The 18,101-nt window shown below is 65.8% G+C and carries 15 protein-coding genes; 11 read left to right on the top strand and 4 right to left on the bottom strand.

Translation table 11 applies throughout. The annotated features are described in order from the left end of the window. Positions 1–78: 78 nt before the first annotated feature. Positions 79–1,683 (top strand): MFS transporter, encoded by a 1,605-nt coding sequence (locus J2W23_RS19950; RefSeq protein WP_307649967.1) that lies wholly within the window; start codon positions 79–81, stop codon positions 1,681–1,683. 180 nt (positions 1,684–1,863) lie between these two features. Next, on the top strand, positions 1,864–3,297 hold the full coding sequence (locus J2W23_RS19945; RefSeq protein ID WP_307649966.1) for a PAN domain-containing protein: 1,434 nt from the start codon (positions 1,864–1,866) through the stop codon (positions 3,295–3,297). A gap of 158 nt (positions 3,298–3,455) precedes the next feature. Here J2W23_RS19945 and J2W23_RS19940 read toward each other — a convergent pair whose 3' ends face one another. The 3 genes from J2W23_RS19940 to J2W23_RS19930 all read right to left on the bottom strand — a co-directional run bounded on the left by J2W23_RS19940 (position 3,456) and on the right by J2W23_RS19930 (position 5,368). After that, positions 3,456–3,968 (bottom strand): HD domain-containing protein, encoded by a 513-nt coding sequence (locus J2W23_RS19940; protein WP_176657474.1) that lies wholly within the window; start codon positions 3,966–3,968, stop codon positions 3,456–3,458. 148 nt (positions 3,969–4,116) lie between these two features. Next, positions 4,117–4,458: a hypothetical protein gene (locus J2W23_RS19935; RefSeq protein ID WP_176657473.1), complete on the bottom strand. Its 342-nt coding sequence runs from the start codon at positions 4,456–4,458 to the stop codon at positions 4,117–4,119. A gap of 19 nt (positions 4,459–4,477) precedes the next feature. Then, entirely contained in the window at positions 4,478–5,368 is an 891-nt protein-coding gene (locus J2W23_RS19930) for a hemolysin E (protein WP_307649965.1), read from the bottom strand. A 361-nt stretch (positions 5,369–5,729) separates the two neighbouring features. On the opposite strand from J2W23_RS19930, the gene J2W23_RS19925 reads away from it, so the two are divergent. The 9 genes from J2W23_RS19925 (at position 5,730) to J2W23_RS19885 (ending at position 16,752) form a co-directional block, all read left to right on the top strand. Continuing rightward, positions 5,730–6,764, top strand: coding sequence for a TRAP transporter substrate-binding protein (locus tag J2W23_RS19925; protein ID WP_176657471.1), 1,035 nt, complete (start codon positions 5,730–5,732; stop codon positions 6,762–6,764). Between the two features lie 42 nt (positions 6,765–6,806). Further along, positions 6,807–8,681, top strand: a complete 1,875-nt coding sequence (locus J2W23_RS19920) for a TRAP transporter large permease (RefSeq protein WP_373423964.1) — start codon at positions 6,807–6,809, stop codon at positions 8,679–8,681. 25 nt (positions 8,682–8,706) lie between these two features. After that, on the top strand, positions 8,707–9,747 hold the full coding sequence (locus tag J2W23_RS19915) for a LacI family DNA-binding transcriptional regulator (protein ID WP_307649963.1): 1,041 nt from the start codon (positions 8,707–8,709) through the stop codon (positions 9,745–9,747). 25 nt (positions 9,748–9,772) lie between these two features. After that, a complete protein-coding gene (locus J2W23_RS19910) occupies positions 9,773–10,774 on the top strand; it encodes an NAD(P)-dependent oxidoreductase (RefSeq protein ID WP_307649962.1) in 1,002 nt (333 codons plus the stop codon). 41 nt (positions 10,775–10,815) lie between these two features. Then, positions 10,816–11,637: an amidohydrolase family protein gene (locus tag J2W23_RS19905; RefSeq protein ID WP_307649961.1), complete on the top strand. Its 822-nt coding sequence runs from the start codon at positions 10,816–10,818 to the stop codon at positions 11,635–11,637. 249 nt (positions 11,638–11,886) lie between these two features. Next, positions 11,887–12,402, top strand: a complete 516-nt coding sequence (locus J2W23_RS19900) for a sigma-70 family RNA polymerase sigma factor (protein WP_307649960.1) — start codon at positions 11,887–11,889, stop codon at positions 12,400–12,402. Positions 12,403–12,520: 118 nt separating this feature from the next. Then, a complete protein-coding gene (locus J2W23_RS19895) occupies positions 12,521–13,576 on the top strand; it encodes a FecR family protein (protein ID WP_307649959.1) in 1,056 nt (351 codons plus the stop codon). A 115-nt stretch (positions 13,577–13,691) separates the two neighbouring features. Further along, the gene (locus J2W23_RS19890) at positions 13,692–16,115 is read left to right on the top strand and encodes a TonB-dependent siderophore receptor (protein WP_307649958.1); all 2,424 of its coding nucleotides are present in this window, start codon (positions 13,692–13,694) and stop codon (positions 16,113–16,115) included. Between the two features lie 157 nt (positions 16,116–16,272). Beyond that, positions 16,273–16,752 carry a VOC family protein gene (locus J2W23_RS19885; protein WP_307649957.1) on the top strand — a complete coding sequence of 160 codons (480 nt, stop codon included), beginning with the start codon at positions 16,273–16,275 and terminating at the stop codon, positions 16,750–16,752. Between the two features lie 16 nt (positions 16,753–16,768). Here the strand turns inward: J2W23_RS19885 and J2W23_RS19880 are convergent, their stop codons facing one another. Beyond that, complete coding sequence (locus J2W23_RS19880) at positions 16,769–18,067, bottom strand: MATE family efflux transporter (protein WP_176657692.1); 1,299 nt, start codon at positions 18,065–18,067, stop codon at positions 16,769–16,771. Between the last annotated feature and the right edge of the window lie 34 nt (positions 18,068–18,101).

Here is an 18,101-nt window from a genome sequence, read left to right as displayed (position 1 = left end):
TCCTTTCCCCGTTTCCCTCTCCCGCAGGGGGAGGGCGCAAGTCCCGAATCCGAATCCAATAGACAGGTCGGAGACCCCATGGCACAGATCGGCAAGGCGCCCTGCGACGACACGCTGATCCTGCATGGCGCCGGCACGAAGGAAAGTGCCTGCCCCGAAGCCTCCAAACCCTGGGTGCTCGCCGCGGCCATCGTCGGCTCGAGCATGGCCTTCATCGACGGCACGGTGGTCAATGTCGCGCTGCCGGCCATCCAGGCCGACCTGCAGGCCACGGCCTTCCAGGCGCAGTGGGTGGTCGAGTCGTATGCCTTGCTGCTGGCGGCGCTGCTGCTGGTGGGCGGCGCGCTCGGCGACCACTACGGCCGGCGCCGCATCTTCGCGATCGGCGTGGGCATCTTCGCGCTCTCCTCGGTGGCCTGCGGGCTGGCCGCCGACGTGCACCAGCTCATTGCCGCGCGCGCCGTGCAGGGTGTCGGCGGGGCGCTCTTGGTGCCCGGCAGCCTGGCGCTCATCAGCGCGGCGTTTCCCGAGAAGGAACGCGGCAAGGCCATCGGCACCTGGTCGGGCTTCAGCGGCATCACGGCCGCCGTAGGGCCAGTGCTCGGCGGCTTCCTGGTCGACCACTTCTCCTGGACCTGGGCCTTCTACATCAACGTGCCGATGGCGCTGCTGGTGCTGTGGATCACCTGGCGGCATGTGCCCGAGAGCCATGGCGCATCGGCCAGCGGCGGGCTCGACGTGTGGGGCGCGCTGCTCGCCACCGCCGGCCTGGGCGGCGTGGTCTATGCCTTCATCGAAGCGCCCACGCAGGGCTGGAACTCGCCCTACGTGCTCGCGGCGCTGGGCATCGGCGTCGTGGGGAGCGCGGGCTTCATCGCGGTCGAGCGCAAGGCGCGCACGCCGATGCTGCCGCTCGGCCTGCTGCGCATCGGCAACTTCAGCGGCGCGAACCTGCTGACGCTGCTGCTCTATGCGGCGCTCGGCGGCGGGCTGTATTTCTTTCCGCTCAACATGATCCAGGTGCAGGGCTACTCGGCCACCGCGGCGGGTGCGGCGCTGCTGCCGTTCATCTTCATCATGTTCGCGCTCTCGGGCTGGGCCGGACAACTGGTCGATCGTTTCGGGCCGCGCCTGCCGCTGGTCATCGGGCCGGCCATCGCGGCGGTGGGGTTCGTGCTGTTCGCGGTGCCGGGCGTCGGTGCGAGCTACTGGAGCGGCTTTTTGCCCGCGGTCGTGGTGCTGGGTTTCGGCATGACGGTGACGGTCGCGCCGCTCACCACCACCGTCATGAACGCGGTCGGGCCCGATCTCGCGGGTGTGGCCTCGGGCGTGAACAACGCGGTGTCGCGCGCGGCGGCGGTGCTGGCGATCGCCGTGTTCGGCGCGGTCATGGCCTGGGCCTTCGATGCCGCGCTGGCCGATGGCTTGCGCGAGATGGGCGCCTCGCCGCAGGTGTCTGCGTTTCTCGAAGGCGAGCGCAGCAAGCTGGCCGGCGCGGTGATGCCGCCGGGTGTCGATGCGGCCACCGCGGCGTCGGTCAAGCGTGCCGTGGCCGAATCGTTCGTCGCGGGTTTCCGCTGGGTGATGCTGCTGAGCGCGGCGCTGGCCGTGCTGAGTGCGCTGAGCGCCTGGCTGATGATCGGCAAAGGACCGGCCGCGCAGCCGGCCGATGAAAAACGATAGCCCAAGCACACGCCGATGACGGCGCGACGTATAGGCCTGCTCAATACGACACTGAAGATTTTTGAATTGGATCGATAGCAGGCGTCAGTGATTTACTCCGCCCGGAGTTGCAGGAGCCACGCGAAAAACGCGGAGGCAACACGGGATTCATCCAACGATCACGCGATGAGGAGACATCACATGAAGCCATCGATCCGCGCCGGCCTGGCGTGCCTGTTCGCAGCATGGGCGGGACATGCCGCCGCAGCGTCGCTCGACGCGTTCACGCAGTCGCCGAATGCCGCGATCTCGGGCTACAACGTCGAGAACCTGACGCAATCGACGCCCGAGATGTGCGCGACTGCTTGCCTGTCCGCGCCGCGCGCCACCTGGTGCGTGTCGTTCGACTATCACAAGGCCAACCAGAGCTGCGACCTCAGCGACAAGCAGGCCGGCGACGTCGGTGGCCTGAAGACCGACTACCCCGGCAATCCCTACGACCACTACAGCCTGAAGCCCGATCCGCTGAAGGCGTTCACGCGCACCCCCGATGCGGCGATCAGCGGCCACAACACCGAGACCCTGCAGGCCGTGACGCCCGCGGACTGCGCCACTGCCTGCACCGACGCGAGCCGCGCCGCGTGGTGCAAGTCCTTCGACTATCACAAGACCCCGCAACGTTGCGACCTGAGCGACAAGCGCGCCAGCGACGTCGGCGGCCTGAAGACCGACTACGCCGGCAACCCCTACGACCACTACGCGCTGATCGCGGGCGAGGGCATTCCCAACCCGGTGCCGGGCAACAAGCACGTGCTCCTGATCGGCATCGACGGCCTGCGCGGCGACGCGATCCAGTGCCAGGGCTGCGTGCAGACGCCCGCGATGTCGGCGCTGATCGCGGGCGGCGCCTTCCACGGCAACGTGCTGGCGGGCGGCACCAGGCAGGCGACCGTGAGCGGCCCCGGCTGGTCGTCGGTGTTCACCGGCTTCTGGGCCGACAAGCACGGCGTGACCTCGAACGACACGAACCAGAAGCTGCTGAAGACGCACGTCTTCGACCTCATCAAGCAGGCCTGGCCCACGGCCACGACGGCGGTGGTGGGCGACTGGTTCAACATCACCCACAACCTGCGTCCCGCGAAGGCCGACTTCGTCGTCGCCAACGCGGCCAAGAACTCGCAGCAGGCGACCGATGCGGTCAAGGGGTGGCTCGGCTGGAAGAACCCGCCGACGGCCATCTTCTATTACCTGCACAACGTCGACATCCACGCGCCGAGCTACGACCCGCTGAACGCCAACTACCAGAGCAAGATCGCCGGCGAGGACCAGCAGATCGCCCAGGTGCTCGCCGCACTGACCGCACGACCGAACTACGCGAATGAAGAGTGGCTGATCGTCGTGACCTCGGACCACGGCGGCACCGGCAGCGGCCATGGCGGGCAGACGGTGGCGGAGCGCGACACCTTGCTCATCCTCAACAACAACTACGCGAACCCGCTCAAGACCGCCTACTGCCAGGGCAACCTGGGCGCGACGACGATGCTGCAGGTGGATGGCACGACCCCGCACATCCTGGATTTCCTGGGCTTGCCCAACACCACCGACGGACACAAGCACCCAAGCTGCGGGCAGTGAGGAGCGGAGCACCGGTTGATCAGCCGTTCACCCAGAGCGTGCCCAAGTGCGCAGGGCATCGGGTGCTCCCCGCAGCGAAATCAAGGAGGAGGGCGAAGCCCGGGGGACATTCGCGGAGGGGAGCACCCGGTGGCCTGTGCACGCGCCCCGAACGGACCTCAGGACGCCGGCCACTCCAACAAAAGCTCATCGAGCTCAACCCACAGCGGATCGCATTGCCCCCTGCGAAACGCAGCCGCCCTGAAAGTCGGGTGTTCCCCCCGATAGGTGTCCCAAAGCTGCCGATGCCCATCGGCCACGCAGGCCCGCACATTCGCAAGCCGGTCCGCCGCCTTGACCACGAGCGCGAGCTCTTCATCGCCCGTGACCTGCGCCATCGCCGCATAGGTCTTGGCCTTGCGCTCCTTGCGGTTGGCGCCGGGTGCATCGGTCAACAGCGACACACACCGGGCCACCAGATCGCCGAAGCGCTCCTGCACGTCCGACACGGTGGCCGCGGTGTCTTCCACCACGTCGTGCAGATAGCCAACGACCCGCGCCTTCTCTCCATAGGGCTGGAGCAGGGCGACCACCGCGTCCAGGTGATGGACGTAGGGGTGCGTGCCGTACTTCTGGTCGCCATGCATCTGGATGGCGTAGTCGCGGGCGGCGGTGGGCGTGGGGAGGGTCATGCTCGTTGCATTCTGCATGCGGCGCACCCGGATCGCACCACGGCGAATGGCGAGAAAAGGGGGAAGCGGGCCGTCCGCTCGACAAGTGCGTCGAGCATTTCGGACGACTGCTTCCCAGGTCTTGGGGCGGCGTTTATTTCGCCGCCAATTACTTCTCGAAGATCAATGCATTCTTTTTGAAGATTTTCACGAATTCCTCGATGCTGATGCCGGACACCAGGCAATGATTCGGCGCGCCGGTCAGTGCATTTTTCTTGATCGTCGCGCCCGCATCTTCAAGCCATTTGACATTGACCGCAGTAATCTTTCTGTGTGCGCATCCGGTGGCGACTGTCCACACGGCATCGGGTGTTCCCAGCTTGAATTCCTTGACTTCCCCGCAATAAACGCTAAGGGAAGTCAGGCTGCCGCCGGTCGTGTATTCATTGGGCCGATTTTCAATGGCGCTGACGCTGATTTCACCGCCGCGCACGACAATTTTCGTTCCCATTTTTTGGGGCTCAAAACAATCAGGCGTCGGCCTTTTGGCCGTGCTTGCGTTGATAGGCCTGGCATTGCACCAGAAGTTTGCCTGCAGCTTTTTTTATTTCGTCCTTGAGCGCCGGCCCGATATCTACCAGCACCTTGGTTGTTTCCGTTTCGGTCTTGAGTTCGCCGATCCGGGCGATTTCTTCCTTGATTTCTTTTTTTGCCGCGTCGATGTCGGTATGCGAACTGGTGACCTGGGTGCGAAGCGTCTGGAAGAAATCCTTGACCGATTGCAGCTTTTTCTTGAGCTCCGGAATCAATTTTCCTTCCAACACGCCTGCAGCAATCGAATAGGAAATGACCAGCCCGAACGGGCCGAGCACGATGCCGGCAGTGGCGCCGCCGTAAGCTTGCTTGCGCAGGCTGTCCACTTGGTGCTGGAAGTATTTGCTCTTGACGTCGGAATCGTCCCGAAGCTGCGCGTCGAGCTGGGTGAGCTTGCCCGCCATGCCATTGAAACTCAGCGAGCATTTCTCAAGCTCATTGATCGAATTTCCCATTTGCAGGATTCCATCGTCCAACACCTTGACGATGATGGCCTTTTGCGCATCGATTTTTTCCGGATCGTCGAGCGCATTGAGATAAATGGGCATCAGATTCCTGGTGAGCCCGCACCATTGATAGATTTTTTGCGACGAGGCGTAATAGGCATCCTGCGCATTGAGCAGCAATGTCTTGACTTCGCCGACCAGGATCGAGCTTTTCTGGGAATAGTCGTTCTTGTACCGATCTATTTCCTTGATGATTTTTTCGTATTTTCCCCAGGGGATGAGCTGATCGACAGCCCTGTTGTAAAGATCGAGCGCCGAATTGGCTGCTTCGATCGCGCCCTTGACAACTTCGACTGCTTCTTTGGGATCGGCGACAGGCATTTTTATCTCTTGCATTGGTTGATTGGAGAAATATGAATACCGAAGGGTATTCGCTCATCCTGGAGTTGCGACTGCCATTCCAAGAGGTGCGTAAGGTATGAAAAATTCTGAAACTTTGAAATAGCCGAAAACAGGTAGAGCACGTTTCCGGGATTCATGAGTAATTCTGTTTTCAATTTGATTATTTCACTTCGGGTCATTTCAGAGACTCCGATTGCCGGCAGGAATGGGCCGTTTACGAAGGAAAACACCTAGCGGAACGGCGTTGTCACGGCGCTTGTGTATCGATACAGTAAATCGTTCCACCAAACACACCAGACCGAACAACCGAATGGGCATCCGACCCACAGGAGACAACACCATGACCCCGATTTCACGCCGCCATTTCGTCCAGTCTTCCTCGGCGCTGTCGCTCGCGATGGCAACCGCGGGCCTGCCGCAACACGCCGCCGCGCAGGGCAAGACCGTGGTGCTGCGCTTGTCGTCGTCCCACGTGGCCGACCTCAATTCGTCGCACTTCGCGTGGTCGCAGCTGATGCAGGCCAACCTGAAGAAGGCGGTGGGCGAGCAGATCCGCATCGACTACTTTCCGAACAACCAGCTCGGCAAGGAAAGCGACGTGGTGCAGCAGGTGAAGGTGGGCTCCATCGACATGATGCTCACCGGCTCCTCGATCTGGGCCACGGTGACGCCGCAACTGGGCATGCTCGACCTGGGCTATGTGTTCGACAGCTACGAGCACGCCGCGCGCGCCCTCGACGGCGGCGTGGGCGGCAAGCTCAACGACATGCTGGTCAAGAGCACGGGCTGCCAGGTCATCACCTGGGGCGCGCACTACGGCGCGCGCAACGTCTACACCAAGCAACCGGTGAAGTCGCTCGCCGACGTGAAGAACGTCAAGCTGCGGGTGCTGCCCACGCCGGCCTTCATCGAGACCTTCAAGATCATGGGCGCGATCCCCACGCCGATTTCCTTCGGCGAGCTCTACATGGCGGCGCAGACGGGCGTGGTCGACGGTTTCGAGCACGACGCGGCCACGGTGCTCGCGAGCAAGCTCAACGAAGTCGTCAAGTGCTGCTGGATGACCGAGCACCTGTTCAGCCCGATGGTGTGCGTGGCCGGCAAGCGCGCGATGGACAAGATCCCCGCCGCGCTGCGCCCGGCCTTCATGAAGGCCGCCGCCGATTCGACGCTGCAGCAGCGCGAGATCGGCACCCAGAAGGGCCTGCAGGCCATCGAGGAGCTGAAGAAGCTGGGCATCGTCTTCACGCCGATGGCCAAGGCCGAGCGCGACCAGGTCCGCAAGGAGATGGAAACGCGCCTCTGGTCCGGCTTCGCCAAGCAGTACCCGGAGACGGGGCCGCTGTTCGCCGCCATCACCGCTGCGCGCGCCTGAACGGCCATGTCCAGCCTCTCGATTTCGCCCGGCGCACCGTCGATGCAAACGCTGCCCATGGAACCCGCACTGGGTTTCGACGTCACCCATGCCTCCGGCCGCTGGCTGGCCTGGCTGATGCGCATGACCGAGTACGTGGCCGGCGTGGTGCTGGCCATCGACGTGATCGTCGTCTTCATCTCGGTGGTGTTCCGCTACTTCCTGCACGACCCCTTCGACTGGGCGGAGGAGGTGGCGCGGGCGCTGATGATCATCCAGGTGTTCTTCGGCGCGGCCACGGTGCTCGCGCGCAGCCAGCACGTGGGCGTGGACCTGTTCCGCGGCTTGCTGCCGGCGCGCTGGCAGCCCGCGCTCATCCAGTTCGGCAGCTGGATCATCGTGGGGGTGTCGGCGAGCCTCTTCGCGTCGTCGTGCGAGCTCTTGCTCGACTCCTACAACATGACGACGCCCATCGGCATGCCGCAGTGGATCTATGTGTACCCGGTAACCATCGGCAGCCTGTTCATGACGCTGTTCGGGCTGGCCAATGCGGTCAACGGTCCGTCGCGCATGGTGTGGTCGACGCTGGGCGTGGGCGTTGCGCTGACGGCCGCGGTCGTCGCGTGGAACACGCTCATGCCCGACCATGCGATCCCGCCATGGGCGCTGCTCACCGCGGGCTTCCTCGGCGGCATGGCGCTGGGCATGCCGATCGCCTTCGTGCTGGCGCTGTCGTCGCTGGTGTTCTTCATGGCCGACCCGTCGCTGCCGATGCTCGTGTACTCGCAGCAGGTGATGGCGGGCACCGACCACTATGTGCTGCTGGCGATTCCGTTCTTCGTGCTGGCGGGCTTGCTGATGGAAGCCAACGGCATGTCGTCGCGGCTCATCGAATTGCTGCTGCGCATGTTCGGGCGGCTGCGCGGCGGGCTGGGGCTCATCACCATCACGGCCACCGCGTTCTTCTCGGGCGTCTCGGGCTCCAAGCTCGCGGACATCGCGGCGGTGGGCGGCATCATCATGCCGGCCGTGCGCAAGACCAAGCAGGACCCGAACGAGACGGCGGGCCTGCTGGCCTGCACCGCGGTGATGGCCGAGACGATTCCGCCCTGCATCAACATGATCATCATGGGCTTCGTGGCCAACATCTCGATCGCCGGGCTCTTCATGGCGGGGCTGGTGCCCGCGGTGGTGCTCGCGCTGTCGCTGGCCGCGGTCACGATCTACGTGGGCACCAAGATCAACCCCGACGAAGCCTTCGACGTGCGCACGCCGATGTTCCGGCTGCTGGGCGGCGCCTTCGTGGCGCTCCTCATGGTCGCGATGATCGGCAAGGGCGTGACCTCGGGCATCGCGACATCGACCGAGGTGTCGTCCTTCGCGGTGATCTATGCGCTGGTGGTGGGCTGGCTGGCGTTTCGCGAGCTCACGGTGAAGTCGGTGGCGCGGCTCTTCGTGCGCTCGGCATCGATGGCCGGGGGCATTCTCTTCATCGTGGCTGCGGCGTCGAGCCTGTCGTTCGCGCTCACGATCCAGCAGATTCCGCAGTACCTGTCGGAGTTCATGATCGGCTTTGCGCATTCGTACGGCAGCACGATGTTCGTGATGCTGTCGGTGCTGATCATGATCGTGTTCGGCGCCATCCTCGAAGGTGCGCCGGCGCTCATCATCTTCGGGCCGCTGCTCACGCCCATCGCGTCGCAGCTGGGTGTGAATCCGCTGCACTTCGGCACGGTGATGGTCATTGCCATGGGCTTCGGCCTGTTTGCGCCGCCGGTGGGCCTGGGTCTCTTTGCCACCTGCGCGATCACCGGCACCCAGGTGAAAGATGTGGCACGCCCGATGATGAAATACCTGGCCGTGTTGTTCGTTACCCTCGTGGTCCTGGTGCTCGTGCCGGCGTTCTCCACCTGGCTGCCGACGCGCATGGGCTTGTGACGACGATGAAGACAGGAAGGATTCCGTGAGCAGAATCACCGACGTGGCCCAAAGGGCAGGGGTGTCGACCAGCACCGTCTCGAACGTGCTGAACGGACGCAGCGACCGCATGGCGGCCGAGACGCTGGCCCGCGTGGAGGCCGCGATCCGCGATCTCAAGTACCGGCCCAACACCTCGGCGCGGCAGCTCAAGACGGGGCACACGCCGTTGCTGGGCCTCCTGGTGCCGTCGATGGCGAACCCGATGTACGGCTTCATCGCGCGCGAGGTCGAAACGCTCGCGCAGGAGCGCTACGGCTTTCGCATCATGATCGGCAACACGTACCGCGATGCCGAGAAGGAAAAGCACTTCTTCGAGGACCTGATGGCGCACGGCGTGCGCGGCGTGATCATCATCTCGTCGCTGGTCGACGAACAGCACGTGGAGGCCGCCGCAGAGCGCGGGCTGGTGGTGGTGAGCTACGACCGCCGTGCCACGCCAGGCATGCCCTCGGTCATCGACCACGTGACGGTCGACAGCTTCGAGTCGTCGCGCATCGCCACCGCGCACCTGATCGAGCAAGGGCACCGGCGCCTGGCCTTCGTCACGCCCTCGGGCCGCACGATGAGCCGGAGCGAGAAGATCAACGGCTTTCTCGCCGCCGCGAAGAGCGCGGGCCTGGAAGGCAGCGCGCAGGTCATCGAGGGCCTGCCGGTCGACGAGTACGGCGATTCGATGATGAGCGAGCTGGGCCGCATGCAGGCCAGCCTGCTCGCGAAATCGCCCGACCACCCCACAGGCGTGATCGGCGTGAACGACCTGCTGGCCTTCGGCCTCATGGCGGGGTTTCGCGATGCGGGGCTTTCGGTGCCGCAGGACGTGTCGGTCGTCGGCATCGACAACGTGTTTCTCTCCACGCTCATGTACCCCGCGATGACCTCGGTGCGCGTACCGGTGCCCGAGATGGCGCAGGTGATGGTCGAGCGGGTGATGAGCCGGTTGGCCGACGCATCGCTGCCGACGCAGGAGTTTGTTTTTCCGCCCACGCTGGTGGCGCGCGATTCGGTGGCGCCGCCGCGCGCCTAGTTTTCTTTCCGGAATTTCCTTCTTCATGACCACGGTTTTCGTCAGCCATCCGCAGAGCAAGCTCGCCCACTATTTCGGCGACCGCGCCACCGAGGCGCTGCGCGCCATCGCAGAGGTGCGTTTCAATCCGACGGACAACGATCTTTCGTCCGCCGAACTCGCCGAACTGGCGCAGGGCTGCGACGCGATCGTTTCGTACCGGCAGACGGTGGGCGACGAGGCGCTGTTCGCCGCGCTGCCCGACCTGAAGGCCTTCGTGCGCTGCGCCATCGACATCCGCAACATCGACGTGGCCTCGGCCAGCCGGCACGGCGTGATGGTGACGCAGGCGAGCGCGGGGTTCATCGCGTCGGTGTCGGAGTGGATCGTGGGCGTGATGATCGACCTGGGGCGCCACATCAGCGCATCGACCGCGCTGTACCACGCGGGCCGGCCGGTCGTGCCCGCGATGGGGCGCGAGCTGCGCGGCAGCACGCTGGGCGTGATCGGCTACGGGCAGATCAGCCGCTACCTCTGCGACGTGGCGCTGGCGCTGGGAATGCGCATCGTCGTGCACGACCCGTATGCCTCGACCGGACGCGCCGAATTCGCGCAGGTTTCGCTCGATGCGCTGCTGGCGCAATCCGATTTCGTGGTTTGCCTCGCGCCGGCCACCGAGGCGACCGAGAACCTGATGAACGCCGCCGCCTTCGCCGCGATGCGGCCGCATGCGTTCTTCATCAATGCCTCGCGCGGCAACCTCGTGGACGAAGACGCGCTCCTTGCCGCGCTCGACGCCGGCACCATCGCCGGCTGCGCGCTCGACGTGGGCCGCGCGCCCGACCAGATGCCATCGCCGCGCGTGGCTGCGCATCCGCGCGTGATCGCCACGCCGCACATCGGTGGGCTCACGCCGCCGGCCGTCGAGCATCAGGCGATGGAAACGGTGGTCCAACTGGGCGAGCTGTTCCAGGGGCGGGTGCCGAAGGGCGCCGTCAACGCACCCGAGGCGCGGCGCTGGCAGAAGGCCTTCGGCGCGCGCGGCTGACCGACCGTTCCATCCATCACAACCACTCCAAGAGACCCGCCATGGAACCCACCCGCAACACGCGCTACCCCGGCGCCTGCGACTGCCACGTCCACATTTATGAAGACCGCTTTCCGCTGATCCCGAACGTGGCCTGGGTGCCGCCGCATTCGCCGGTGTCGGCCTACCGCACCGAGGTGCAGGAACCGCTGGGCATCGACCGCGCGATCGTCGTGCAGCCGACCGGCTACGGCTTCGACAACAGCTGCACGCTCGATGCGCTGGCGCAGCTCGGCGATTCGGCGCGCGGCATCGCGCTGGTCGCGCCGGACGTGACCGATGCGGAAATCGCGCGCCTGCACGCAGGAGGCATGCGCGGCGCGCGCTACATGATGATCGGCGGCGTGCTGAGCTGGGCATCGCTCGAGCCCATGGCGGCGCGGCTCGCGAATGCGGAATGGATGGTCAACCTGCAGCTGGACGGCCGCACGATTCCCGAGCACGAAGAGGTGCTCAAGCGCCTGCCGTGCCGGCTGGTGCTGGACCACAACGGCAAGTTCCTGGAGCCGGTGGCGCCGGCGCATCCGTCGTTCCAATCGCTCTTGCGCGTGCTCGATTCGGGGCGCGTTTGGATCAAGCTCTCCGCGCCCTACGAGACCTCGAAGCTGGGCCCGCCCGGGTACGACGACGTGAGCCTGCTCGCGCGCACGCTGGCCGAGAAGTTTCCCGAGCGGTGCCTGTGGGCCAGCAACTGGCCGCATCCGGGGCGCGACCCGCGGCCCCAGGCCGTGCCGCTGTACGACCTGCTGTTCTCGTGGGCCACGAGCGACGACACGCGGCGGCGCATCCTCGTGGACAACCCGGGCGCGCTGTACGGGTTCTAGACGCTGCTGCCGGAGGAAAGGTAGCCAGCGCGCTCCTGTCCTGGGAGGTCAAATGCCTACCCTTCGGGCTACCCGCCCGAAGGCCATCCGTCGTGGCACCACCGGGATCGTGCATTCCAACCTGGACTTCCACGGCGTGGCGTGATAATCGGCGCTTCCCGTTTTCTGAATCTCATCAGGTAAGCCACGCCGTGTCGAAGCCAACCTGCCCCTGGACTTCGACCAACCCTTCCCGGTTGTGGTGCGCCTGTGTTCGAACGCTATTACCGCGAGCTGCTGAGCTTTCTTTCCCGAAAGGTGTCCGACCGCGCCACCGCGGCCGACCTGGCGCAGGAAAGCTATGCACGCGTGTACGAGGCGCAGCGCACCGGCAGCGTGGTGCGCGATCCGCGTGCGCTGCTGTACCGCACGGCCCGCAATCTCGTCACCGACCACCACCGCCGCACCGGCGTGCGTGCCGATTTCGACGGGACGGGCGCTTCGGACGAGGGCGCGGTTGAGCTGGACGACTGCATCGGCCCCTCGACCTTTGAGCCCGACACCATCCTGTCTTCCGGCCAGGGGCTGGCGGCCATGGTCGCCACCATCGACAGGCTGCCGCCGCGCTGCCGCGAAGCCTTCGTGCTCTACAAGTTCGACGGGCTGTCGTACGCCGAAGTCGCCGAGCGCATGGGCATTTCCGTGCGGACAGTCGAGATGCAGCTGCGCATCGCCATGGAGGCGTGCTGGGCGTGCCTGGACGAGGTGAACGGGGGCCCGCGATGAAAAACAACCCACGAACACAAGAAGAGCGAACGCGCGAGCGACGCGGCGTACCCGCGAGGCCCACTACAGGGTTTTGCGCCGCTCGTGCGTCTACATCTGCAGGAGAGCTCACCGAGCCATGACCCCATCGTTGCCACTGCCGGAAGAAGCATCGCGCCTGCGGCAGGAGGTGCTTGACTGGTTCGTCCGCCGCCACCGCGAAGACTGGAGCGCGGGAGACGAGCGCCTTTTCCGCGCCTGGACCGACGCGGACCCGAAGCACGCCGACGCTTACCGCCAGTGGGAGGTGCGCTGGCAGGCCTTCGACGCGATCGCGCCGGAAACGGTCGCGAACTGGCGCGGAGGCTTCGCGGGGAATCGGGCGACCGCGTCCACGCGGCGCGGCTTCCTGAAGCCGGCGTTCGCGCTGGCGGCCGCGGGCGTGGTCGCCGGTGGCGGCTACCTCGGATGGAATCATTTGCAGGCCCGGCCCGTGTTCATGCAGGCCTTCGGCACCCAGCGCGGACAGCAACTGGAAGTGCCGTTGCCCGATGGCACCGTGCTGCGACTGGACACCGCCACGCGGCTGGAGGTGCGCTATTTCCGCCAGCGCCGGGAGGTCCGGCTGATCGATGGGCAGGCGGTCTTTGCGGTGCAGTCGGACGCGCAGCGCCCCTTCGATGTGCTGGCGGGGCCGTTGCAGGTCCGCGTGGTCGGCACCCGATTCGCGGTGCGGTACACCCCGGCCATCGCGGGCGCCGAAGGAGGGCGCGTGTCGGTGGAGCAGGGCAGGGTGCGGGTCGCGCGAAGGGACAGGGCGCCGGACGGCAATTGGGCTGGGCCCGCGCCGGATGCCGAGCTGCAGGGCGCTGTTTTCCTCACCGCCGGCCAGCAGGTGCATAGCGATGCGGAGGGCGTGCTGGCCGCTATATCAGCCGTTCCGGTTGACGGCATTGCGCCCTGGCGCGAGCACCGGCTGAGCTTCGTCGACACGCCACTGGCGCGCGCGCTGGCCGAACTGGAGCGCTACGGCAGCACCGGCCTCGTCGTGCGCGACCCTTCCGTGGCGGCGCTCCGCCTGAGCGGCACCTTCGATCCGCGGGATGCGCGCACCCTGCGGCGCGCGCTGCCGAGCGCCTTGCCCGTGCGGCTCAAGGGCGATGGGCCGGTGGCCGAAATCGTCCCAGCACACTAGCCGGGGCGCTCCGAAACCTCGGGGACAAAAATATTTCGCCGGGAATACCGTATTTCCGGCAGGTCGTGCGTCAGCCAGATAGGAACCATTTGTATTCACTACCTGGAAGACGTTAATGAACCGCTTGATGAAGATGACGCCGGCACCGCTGGCACTGGCCGTTGCGCTTGCGCTGGCGAGTGCGCCGCTGCGCGCCCAGACCCCGGGAGGCCAGGGCGCGGCGCAACAGATCCGCATTGCCGCCCAGCCGCTGGCCGAGGCGCTGAACGACTGGGCGCGGCAGACCCGCATCCAGCTGGTCGTGCAGCAGAGCCTGGTCGCCGGCAAGACGGCGCCCGCGATCTCCGGCAACCTGACGCCCCGCGCGGCGCTCGACCGCCTGCTCGCCGGCAGCGGGTTGGCCGCCACCATCGAAGGCAATGCGGCCGTGGTCAAGACCGCGCCCGCGGCATCGGGCAGCTCGACGCTGCCGGCGGTCACGGTGACGGCCGATGGCGAGGAAAGTGCCACGGGCCGCGTGCAGGGCTACGTGGCCAGGCGCAGTGCCACCGGCACCAAGACCGACACGCCGATCATCGAGACGCCGCAGTCGATCTCGGTGATCACCGCCGACCGCATCGAGGCCATCGGCGCCACGAATCTGAGGGACGCGCTGGGCTACACGCCAAGCGTCAACATCTCGCCCTTCGGCGCTGACTCGCGCTATGACTGGATCAACGTGCGCGGCTTCGATGCCTACAGCCCCGGGTACTACCTGGACGGCCTGCCGCTGCGCAATGCCAACAACCTCGCGGCCTGGAAGACCGAAAACTACGGTACTGAACGTGTCGAATTGCTGCGCGGTCCTTCCTCGGTGCTCTACGGCCTCGGCAATCCGGGCGGCGTGGTCAGCGTCGTCGGCAAGCGCCCCACGGCCGAGCCCATTCGCGAACTGCAGTTGCAGGTCGGCAGCAACAACCATCGCCAGGTCGCGGGCGACTTCTCCGGTGCGCTCGATGCCGATGGCAAGGTGCTCTACCGCCTGACGGGCGTGTTCCGCGATGCGCAGCTTCCCGCCGGAAAAATGGCCGATGACCGCACCTACATCGCGCCTTCCCTGACCTGGAAGATTTCGGGCGATACCTCGCTCTCGCTGTCCGCGCAGGTCATGCGCAGCCGTGCGGGTGTCTACCAGCGCACCCGCCCATGGGCCGGCTCGCTGATACCGAGTGCCATCGGCACCTACATTCCGGCTTCGCTGTTCACCGGCAACCCCAACCTGGAACGGTTCAATCACGATCAGGAACTGTTCGGCTACCAGTTCGAGCACCGCTTCAACGACATCTTCACGGTGCGTCAAAGCGCTCGCGCCGGACGTCTCAAGCTGGACACCGCCGGCCTGCAGGCTCCGAACTTCGCCACGATCAACTCCGACAACGAATTCGATCCCGTCAACTTCCAGAACATCACCAACACGCTCTACGCCCAGCGCGAATCGATCAGAGCCTTCAGCATGGACAACCAGCTCCAGGCCGATGTGCACTCAGGCGACTGGAAGCACAAGATCCTGGTGGGGGTGGACCACCAACGCACCAGTTCTGAAGTCGCGACTTCCAGCGGCAGCAGCGCGCCTCTCCTGAACATCGCGGCACCCTACTATTTCAAGGGCCCCTTCGAGTTCTCGGGCCCCGGCACCAACGACGCGACCCGCCTGACCCAGACCGGCATCTACCTGCAAGACCAGATCAAGTGGCGCGATGCCTGGCAATTGACGCTCGGTGGTCGCTACGACCGTGCCGAAGGCAGCAGTTTCAGTCGGCTGGACGGGACGCGGAATGCCACCTCGGACCACAAGTTCACCAAGCGCGCGGGCCTGGTCTACCTGGCACCGAATGGCTGGGCGCCCTACCTGAGTTACACAGAGTCCTTCAATCCGACCTCGACGTTCGACTCCGTCACCAAGCAACCCTTCAAGCCCGAAACCGGCCGCCAGTACGAAGCCGGTGTCCGCTACCAGCCGCCGGGAACCAAGGACAGCTACAGCGCGGCCATCTTCGACCTGCGCCGGAAAAACTACATCAGCTACGACACCGAATTCACGCCCAAACAGACGGGCGAGATCTCGGTGCGCGGCCTGGAGTTCGAAGCCACCACGCAGCCGATTCCGCGCATGAACCTCACGGCCGCGTACAGCTACACGCCGCGCGCCATCGTCACCGCCAGCGCCCGTCCCGCCGAAATCGGCAAACAGGCGACCGCCGTGTCGCGCAACCAGCTGGCGCTGTGGGGCGACTACCGTTTCCTCAGCGGCATCAAGGTCGGGGTCGGCGCGCGCTATGTCGGATCCAACTACGGCAACGGAGGCGGTGCGCCGGCCCGGGTTCCTGCCTACACGTTGATCGACGCGATGATCGGCTACGACTTCGAGCGCTGGAGCCTCGCGCTCAACGTGCGCAACCTGACGAACAAGACGTACATCGCCACCTGCAACACGTTGTCGAAGACCTGCTACTTCGGCGACCAGCGCAAGGTGGTCGCTACGGCCACCTACCGCTGGTAACCGATCGGCCCGCGGCGGCCCTGCAACGGCTGGTGCCGCCGCGGCACGCCTGAAGGGCAGGGGAACTTCCTTTTGACAGCCGCCGCGCGGCTTGACAACGGCTCGCTCCCGCTTTGATACTGAACTCTCAGGTTCATCGTTCAAGCAAAGGAGACCCATGCAAAAGATCGTTCCCTGCCTCTGGTTCGACGGCAACGGCGAAGAGGTCCTCGATTTCTACACCGGCATCTTCCCGAACTCCCGCGTGACCGACCGGCTGAACTGGCCCGCCAACGGCCCGGGCCCCAAGGACGGCAGCCTGCTGACCGCGACCTTCGAGCTCGACGGCCAGGCGTTCATGGTGCTCAACGGCGGCCCCGACTACAAGTTCACCCCGGCGCTTTCGCTCTACGTGCCCTGCGAGACGCAGGCCGAGGTCGACCACTACTGGGACAAGCTGCTCGAAGGCGGCGGCAAGCCCGTGAAGTGCGGCTGGCTCACCGATCGCTACGGCGTTTCGTGGCAGGTGGCGCCCCACGCCATGACCCGCATGTTCCAGGACAAGGATCCCGAGAAGGCCGGCCGCGCGATGCGGGCGATGATGGAGATGACCAAGCTCGATCTCGCGACGGTGCAGAAGGCCTACGAGGGCCGCTGAACCGCGGCGCCGCTGCTCACACCAGCTTGTGAATGGCCTTCTTGCGCCACACCAGCTGGTAGTACGCGGTCTGCAGCAGCAGCATCGCGCCGAAGGTCACCGGGTAGGCGATCCAGATGCCGTCCAGCCCGATGCGGTGGCTCATGAACCAGGCCACCGGCACCTCGACCCCAAGGATGCAGACGATGGAAATCAGCGTCGGCACCAGCACCGAGCCGCTCGCGCGCATGACGCCCGAGGTGGCCGCGGCCATGCCGAAGATCACCAGGCTCCACAGCATGATGTGCAGCAGCGTCTGCGCGATCTCGATCACCGGCGCGCTGGTGATGAAGAAGCCCATGAGCGGCCGCGAGAACAGGTAGCCCAGCAGCACGAGGCCGCCGGTCAGCACGAGGTTCATCATCAGCGCCGTTTGGGTGATGGCGCCGAGCCGGTCGGCGCGGCCCGCACCGATGGCCTGCGCGCCGAGGATCGAAGCGGCAATGGCGATCGAGATGGCCGGGAACTGCACATACGCCACCACCTGGTTCACCGCGCCATAGGCGGCAGTCGCGTTGGAGCCGTAGCTGTTGACCATCGACAGCAGCACCACTTCGGCCAGCGCCACCACGATCATCTGCACGCCCGTGGGCACGCCGATGCGCAGCACGGCCTTCAGCAGTTGCGGCTGGATGCGCAGATAGCGGAAGAACTCCGCATCGGGCGCGAGCGGGCTCTTTTTCTGGCGCAGGCGGAAGCCCAGCCAGGTGGTGGCCACCACGAACGACAGCACCGAGGCCCATGCGCCGCTGGCCACGCCCAGTTGCGGCAAGCCGCCCCAGCCGCGGATGAGCGCGGGCGTCACCACCAGGCCGATCAGGGTCGAGATCACCAGCGTGAGCAGCGGCGTGACCGTGTCGCCCACCCCGCGCAGCATGGCGGTGGCGAGCAGGAACACGAACACGCCAGGCATCGCGATCAGCATGATGCGGGCGTAGCGCGTGGAGTCGGCCAGCACGTCGGGCGGCGTGCCCAGCGCGGCCAGCATCGGCGTGGTGAAGGCGCCGCCGAACACCGCGATCACCAGGCCCATCAGCACGCCGACAGTGAGCGTGGTGCCGGCCACGGCCTTGGCCTTCGCGGCATCGCGCGCGCCCCAGGCCTGGCCGATGAGCACCGATGCGCCGGCGCCCAGGCCGATGATGAAGGCGATGAAGAAGAACATCACCGGAAAGAAGCTGGACACCGCCGCCAGCGCGCCCACGCCGAGCATCTGCCCCACGTAGACGTTGTTGAGCGTGCCCGAGAGCGACTGCAGGATGTTGCTGAGCAACATCGGGGCGAGGAAGAAGAGAAACACCTTCCACAGC

Origin of the sequence: Variovorax boronicumulans (assembly GCF_030812215.1) — a bacterium.
GTDB classification, from domain to species: domain Bacteria; phylum Pseudomonadota; class Gammaproteobacteria; order Burkholderiales; family Burkholderiaceae_C; genus Variovorax; species Variovorax boronicumulans_C.
This window is presented reverse-complemented; position numbering and strand designations above follow the sequence as displayed.

What these genes read in the sequence shown, in the direction of transcription:
- J2W23_RS19950 (WP_307649967.1), top strand. Translation starts at nt 79, where the DNA reads ATGGCACAGATCGGCAAGGCGCCCTGCGACGACACGCTGATCCTGCAT.
- J2W23_RS19935 (WP_176657473.1), bottom strand. Translation starts at nt 4,458, where the DNA reads ATGGGAACGAAAATTGTCGTGCGCGGCGGTGAAATCAGCGTCAGCGCC.
- J2W23_RS19880 (WP_176657692.1), bottom strand. Translation starts at nt 18,067, where the DNA reads ATGTTGCTCAGCAACATCCTGCAGTCGCTCTCGGGCACGCTCAACAAC.
- J2W23_RS19930 (WP_307649965.1), bottom strand. Translation starts at nt 5,368, where the DNA reads ATGCCTGTCGCCGATCCCAAAGAAGCAGTCGAAGTTGTCAAGGGCGCG.
- J2W23_RS19885 (WP_307649957.1), top strand. Translation starts at nt 16,273, where the DNA reads ATGCAAAAGATCGTTCCCTGCCTCTGGTTCGACGGCAACGGCGAAGAG.
- J2W23_RS19910 (WP_307649962.1), top strand. Translation starts at nt 9,773, where the DNA reads ATGACCACGGTTTTCGTCAGCCATCCGCAGAGCAAGCTCGCCCACTAT.
- J2W23_RS19895 (WP_307649959.1), top strand. Translation starts at nt 12,521, where the DNA reads ATGACCCCATCGTTGCCACTGCCGGAAGAAGCATCGCGCCTGCGGCAG.
- J2W23_RS19925 (WP_176657471.1), top strand. Translation starts at nt 5,730, where the DNA reads ATGACCCCGATTTCACGCCGCCATTTCGTCCAGTCTTCCTCGGCGCTG.
- J2W23_RS19890 (WP_307649958.1), top strand. Translation starts at nt 13,692, where the DNA reads ATGAACCGCTTGATGAAGATGACGCCGGCACCGCTGGCACTGGCCGTT.
- J2W23_RS19940 (WP_176657474.1), bottom strand. Translation starts at nt 3,968, where the DNA reads ATGACCCTCCCCACGCCCACCGCCGCCCGCGACTACGCCATCCAGATG.
- J2W23_RS19920 (WP_373423964.1), top strand. Translation starts at nt 6,807, where the DNA reads ATGCAAACGCTGCCCATGGAACCCGCACTGGGTTTCGACGTCACCCAT.
- J2W23_RS19945 (WP_307649966.1), top strand. Translation starts at nt 1,864, where the DNA reads ATGAAGCCATCGATCCGCGCCGGCCTGGCGTGCCTGTTCGCAGCATGG.
- J2W23_RS19905 (WP_307649961.1), top strand. Translation starts at nt 10,816, where the DNA reads ATGGAACCCACCCGCAACACGCGCTACCCCGGCGCCTGCGACTGCCAC.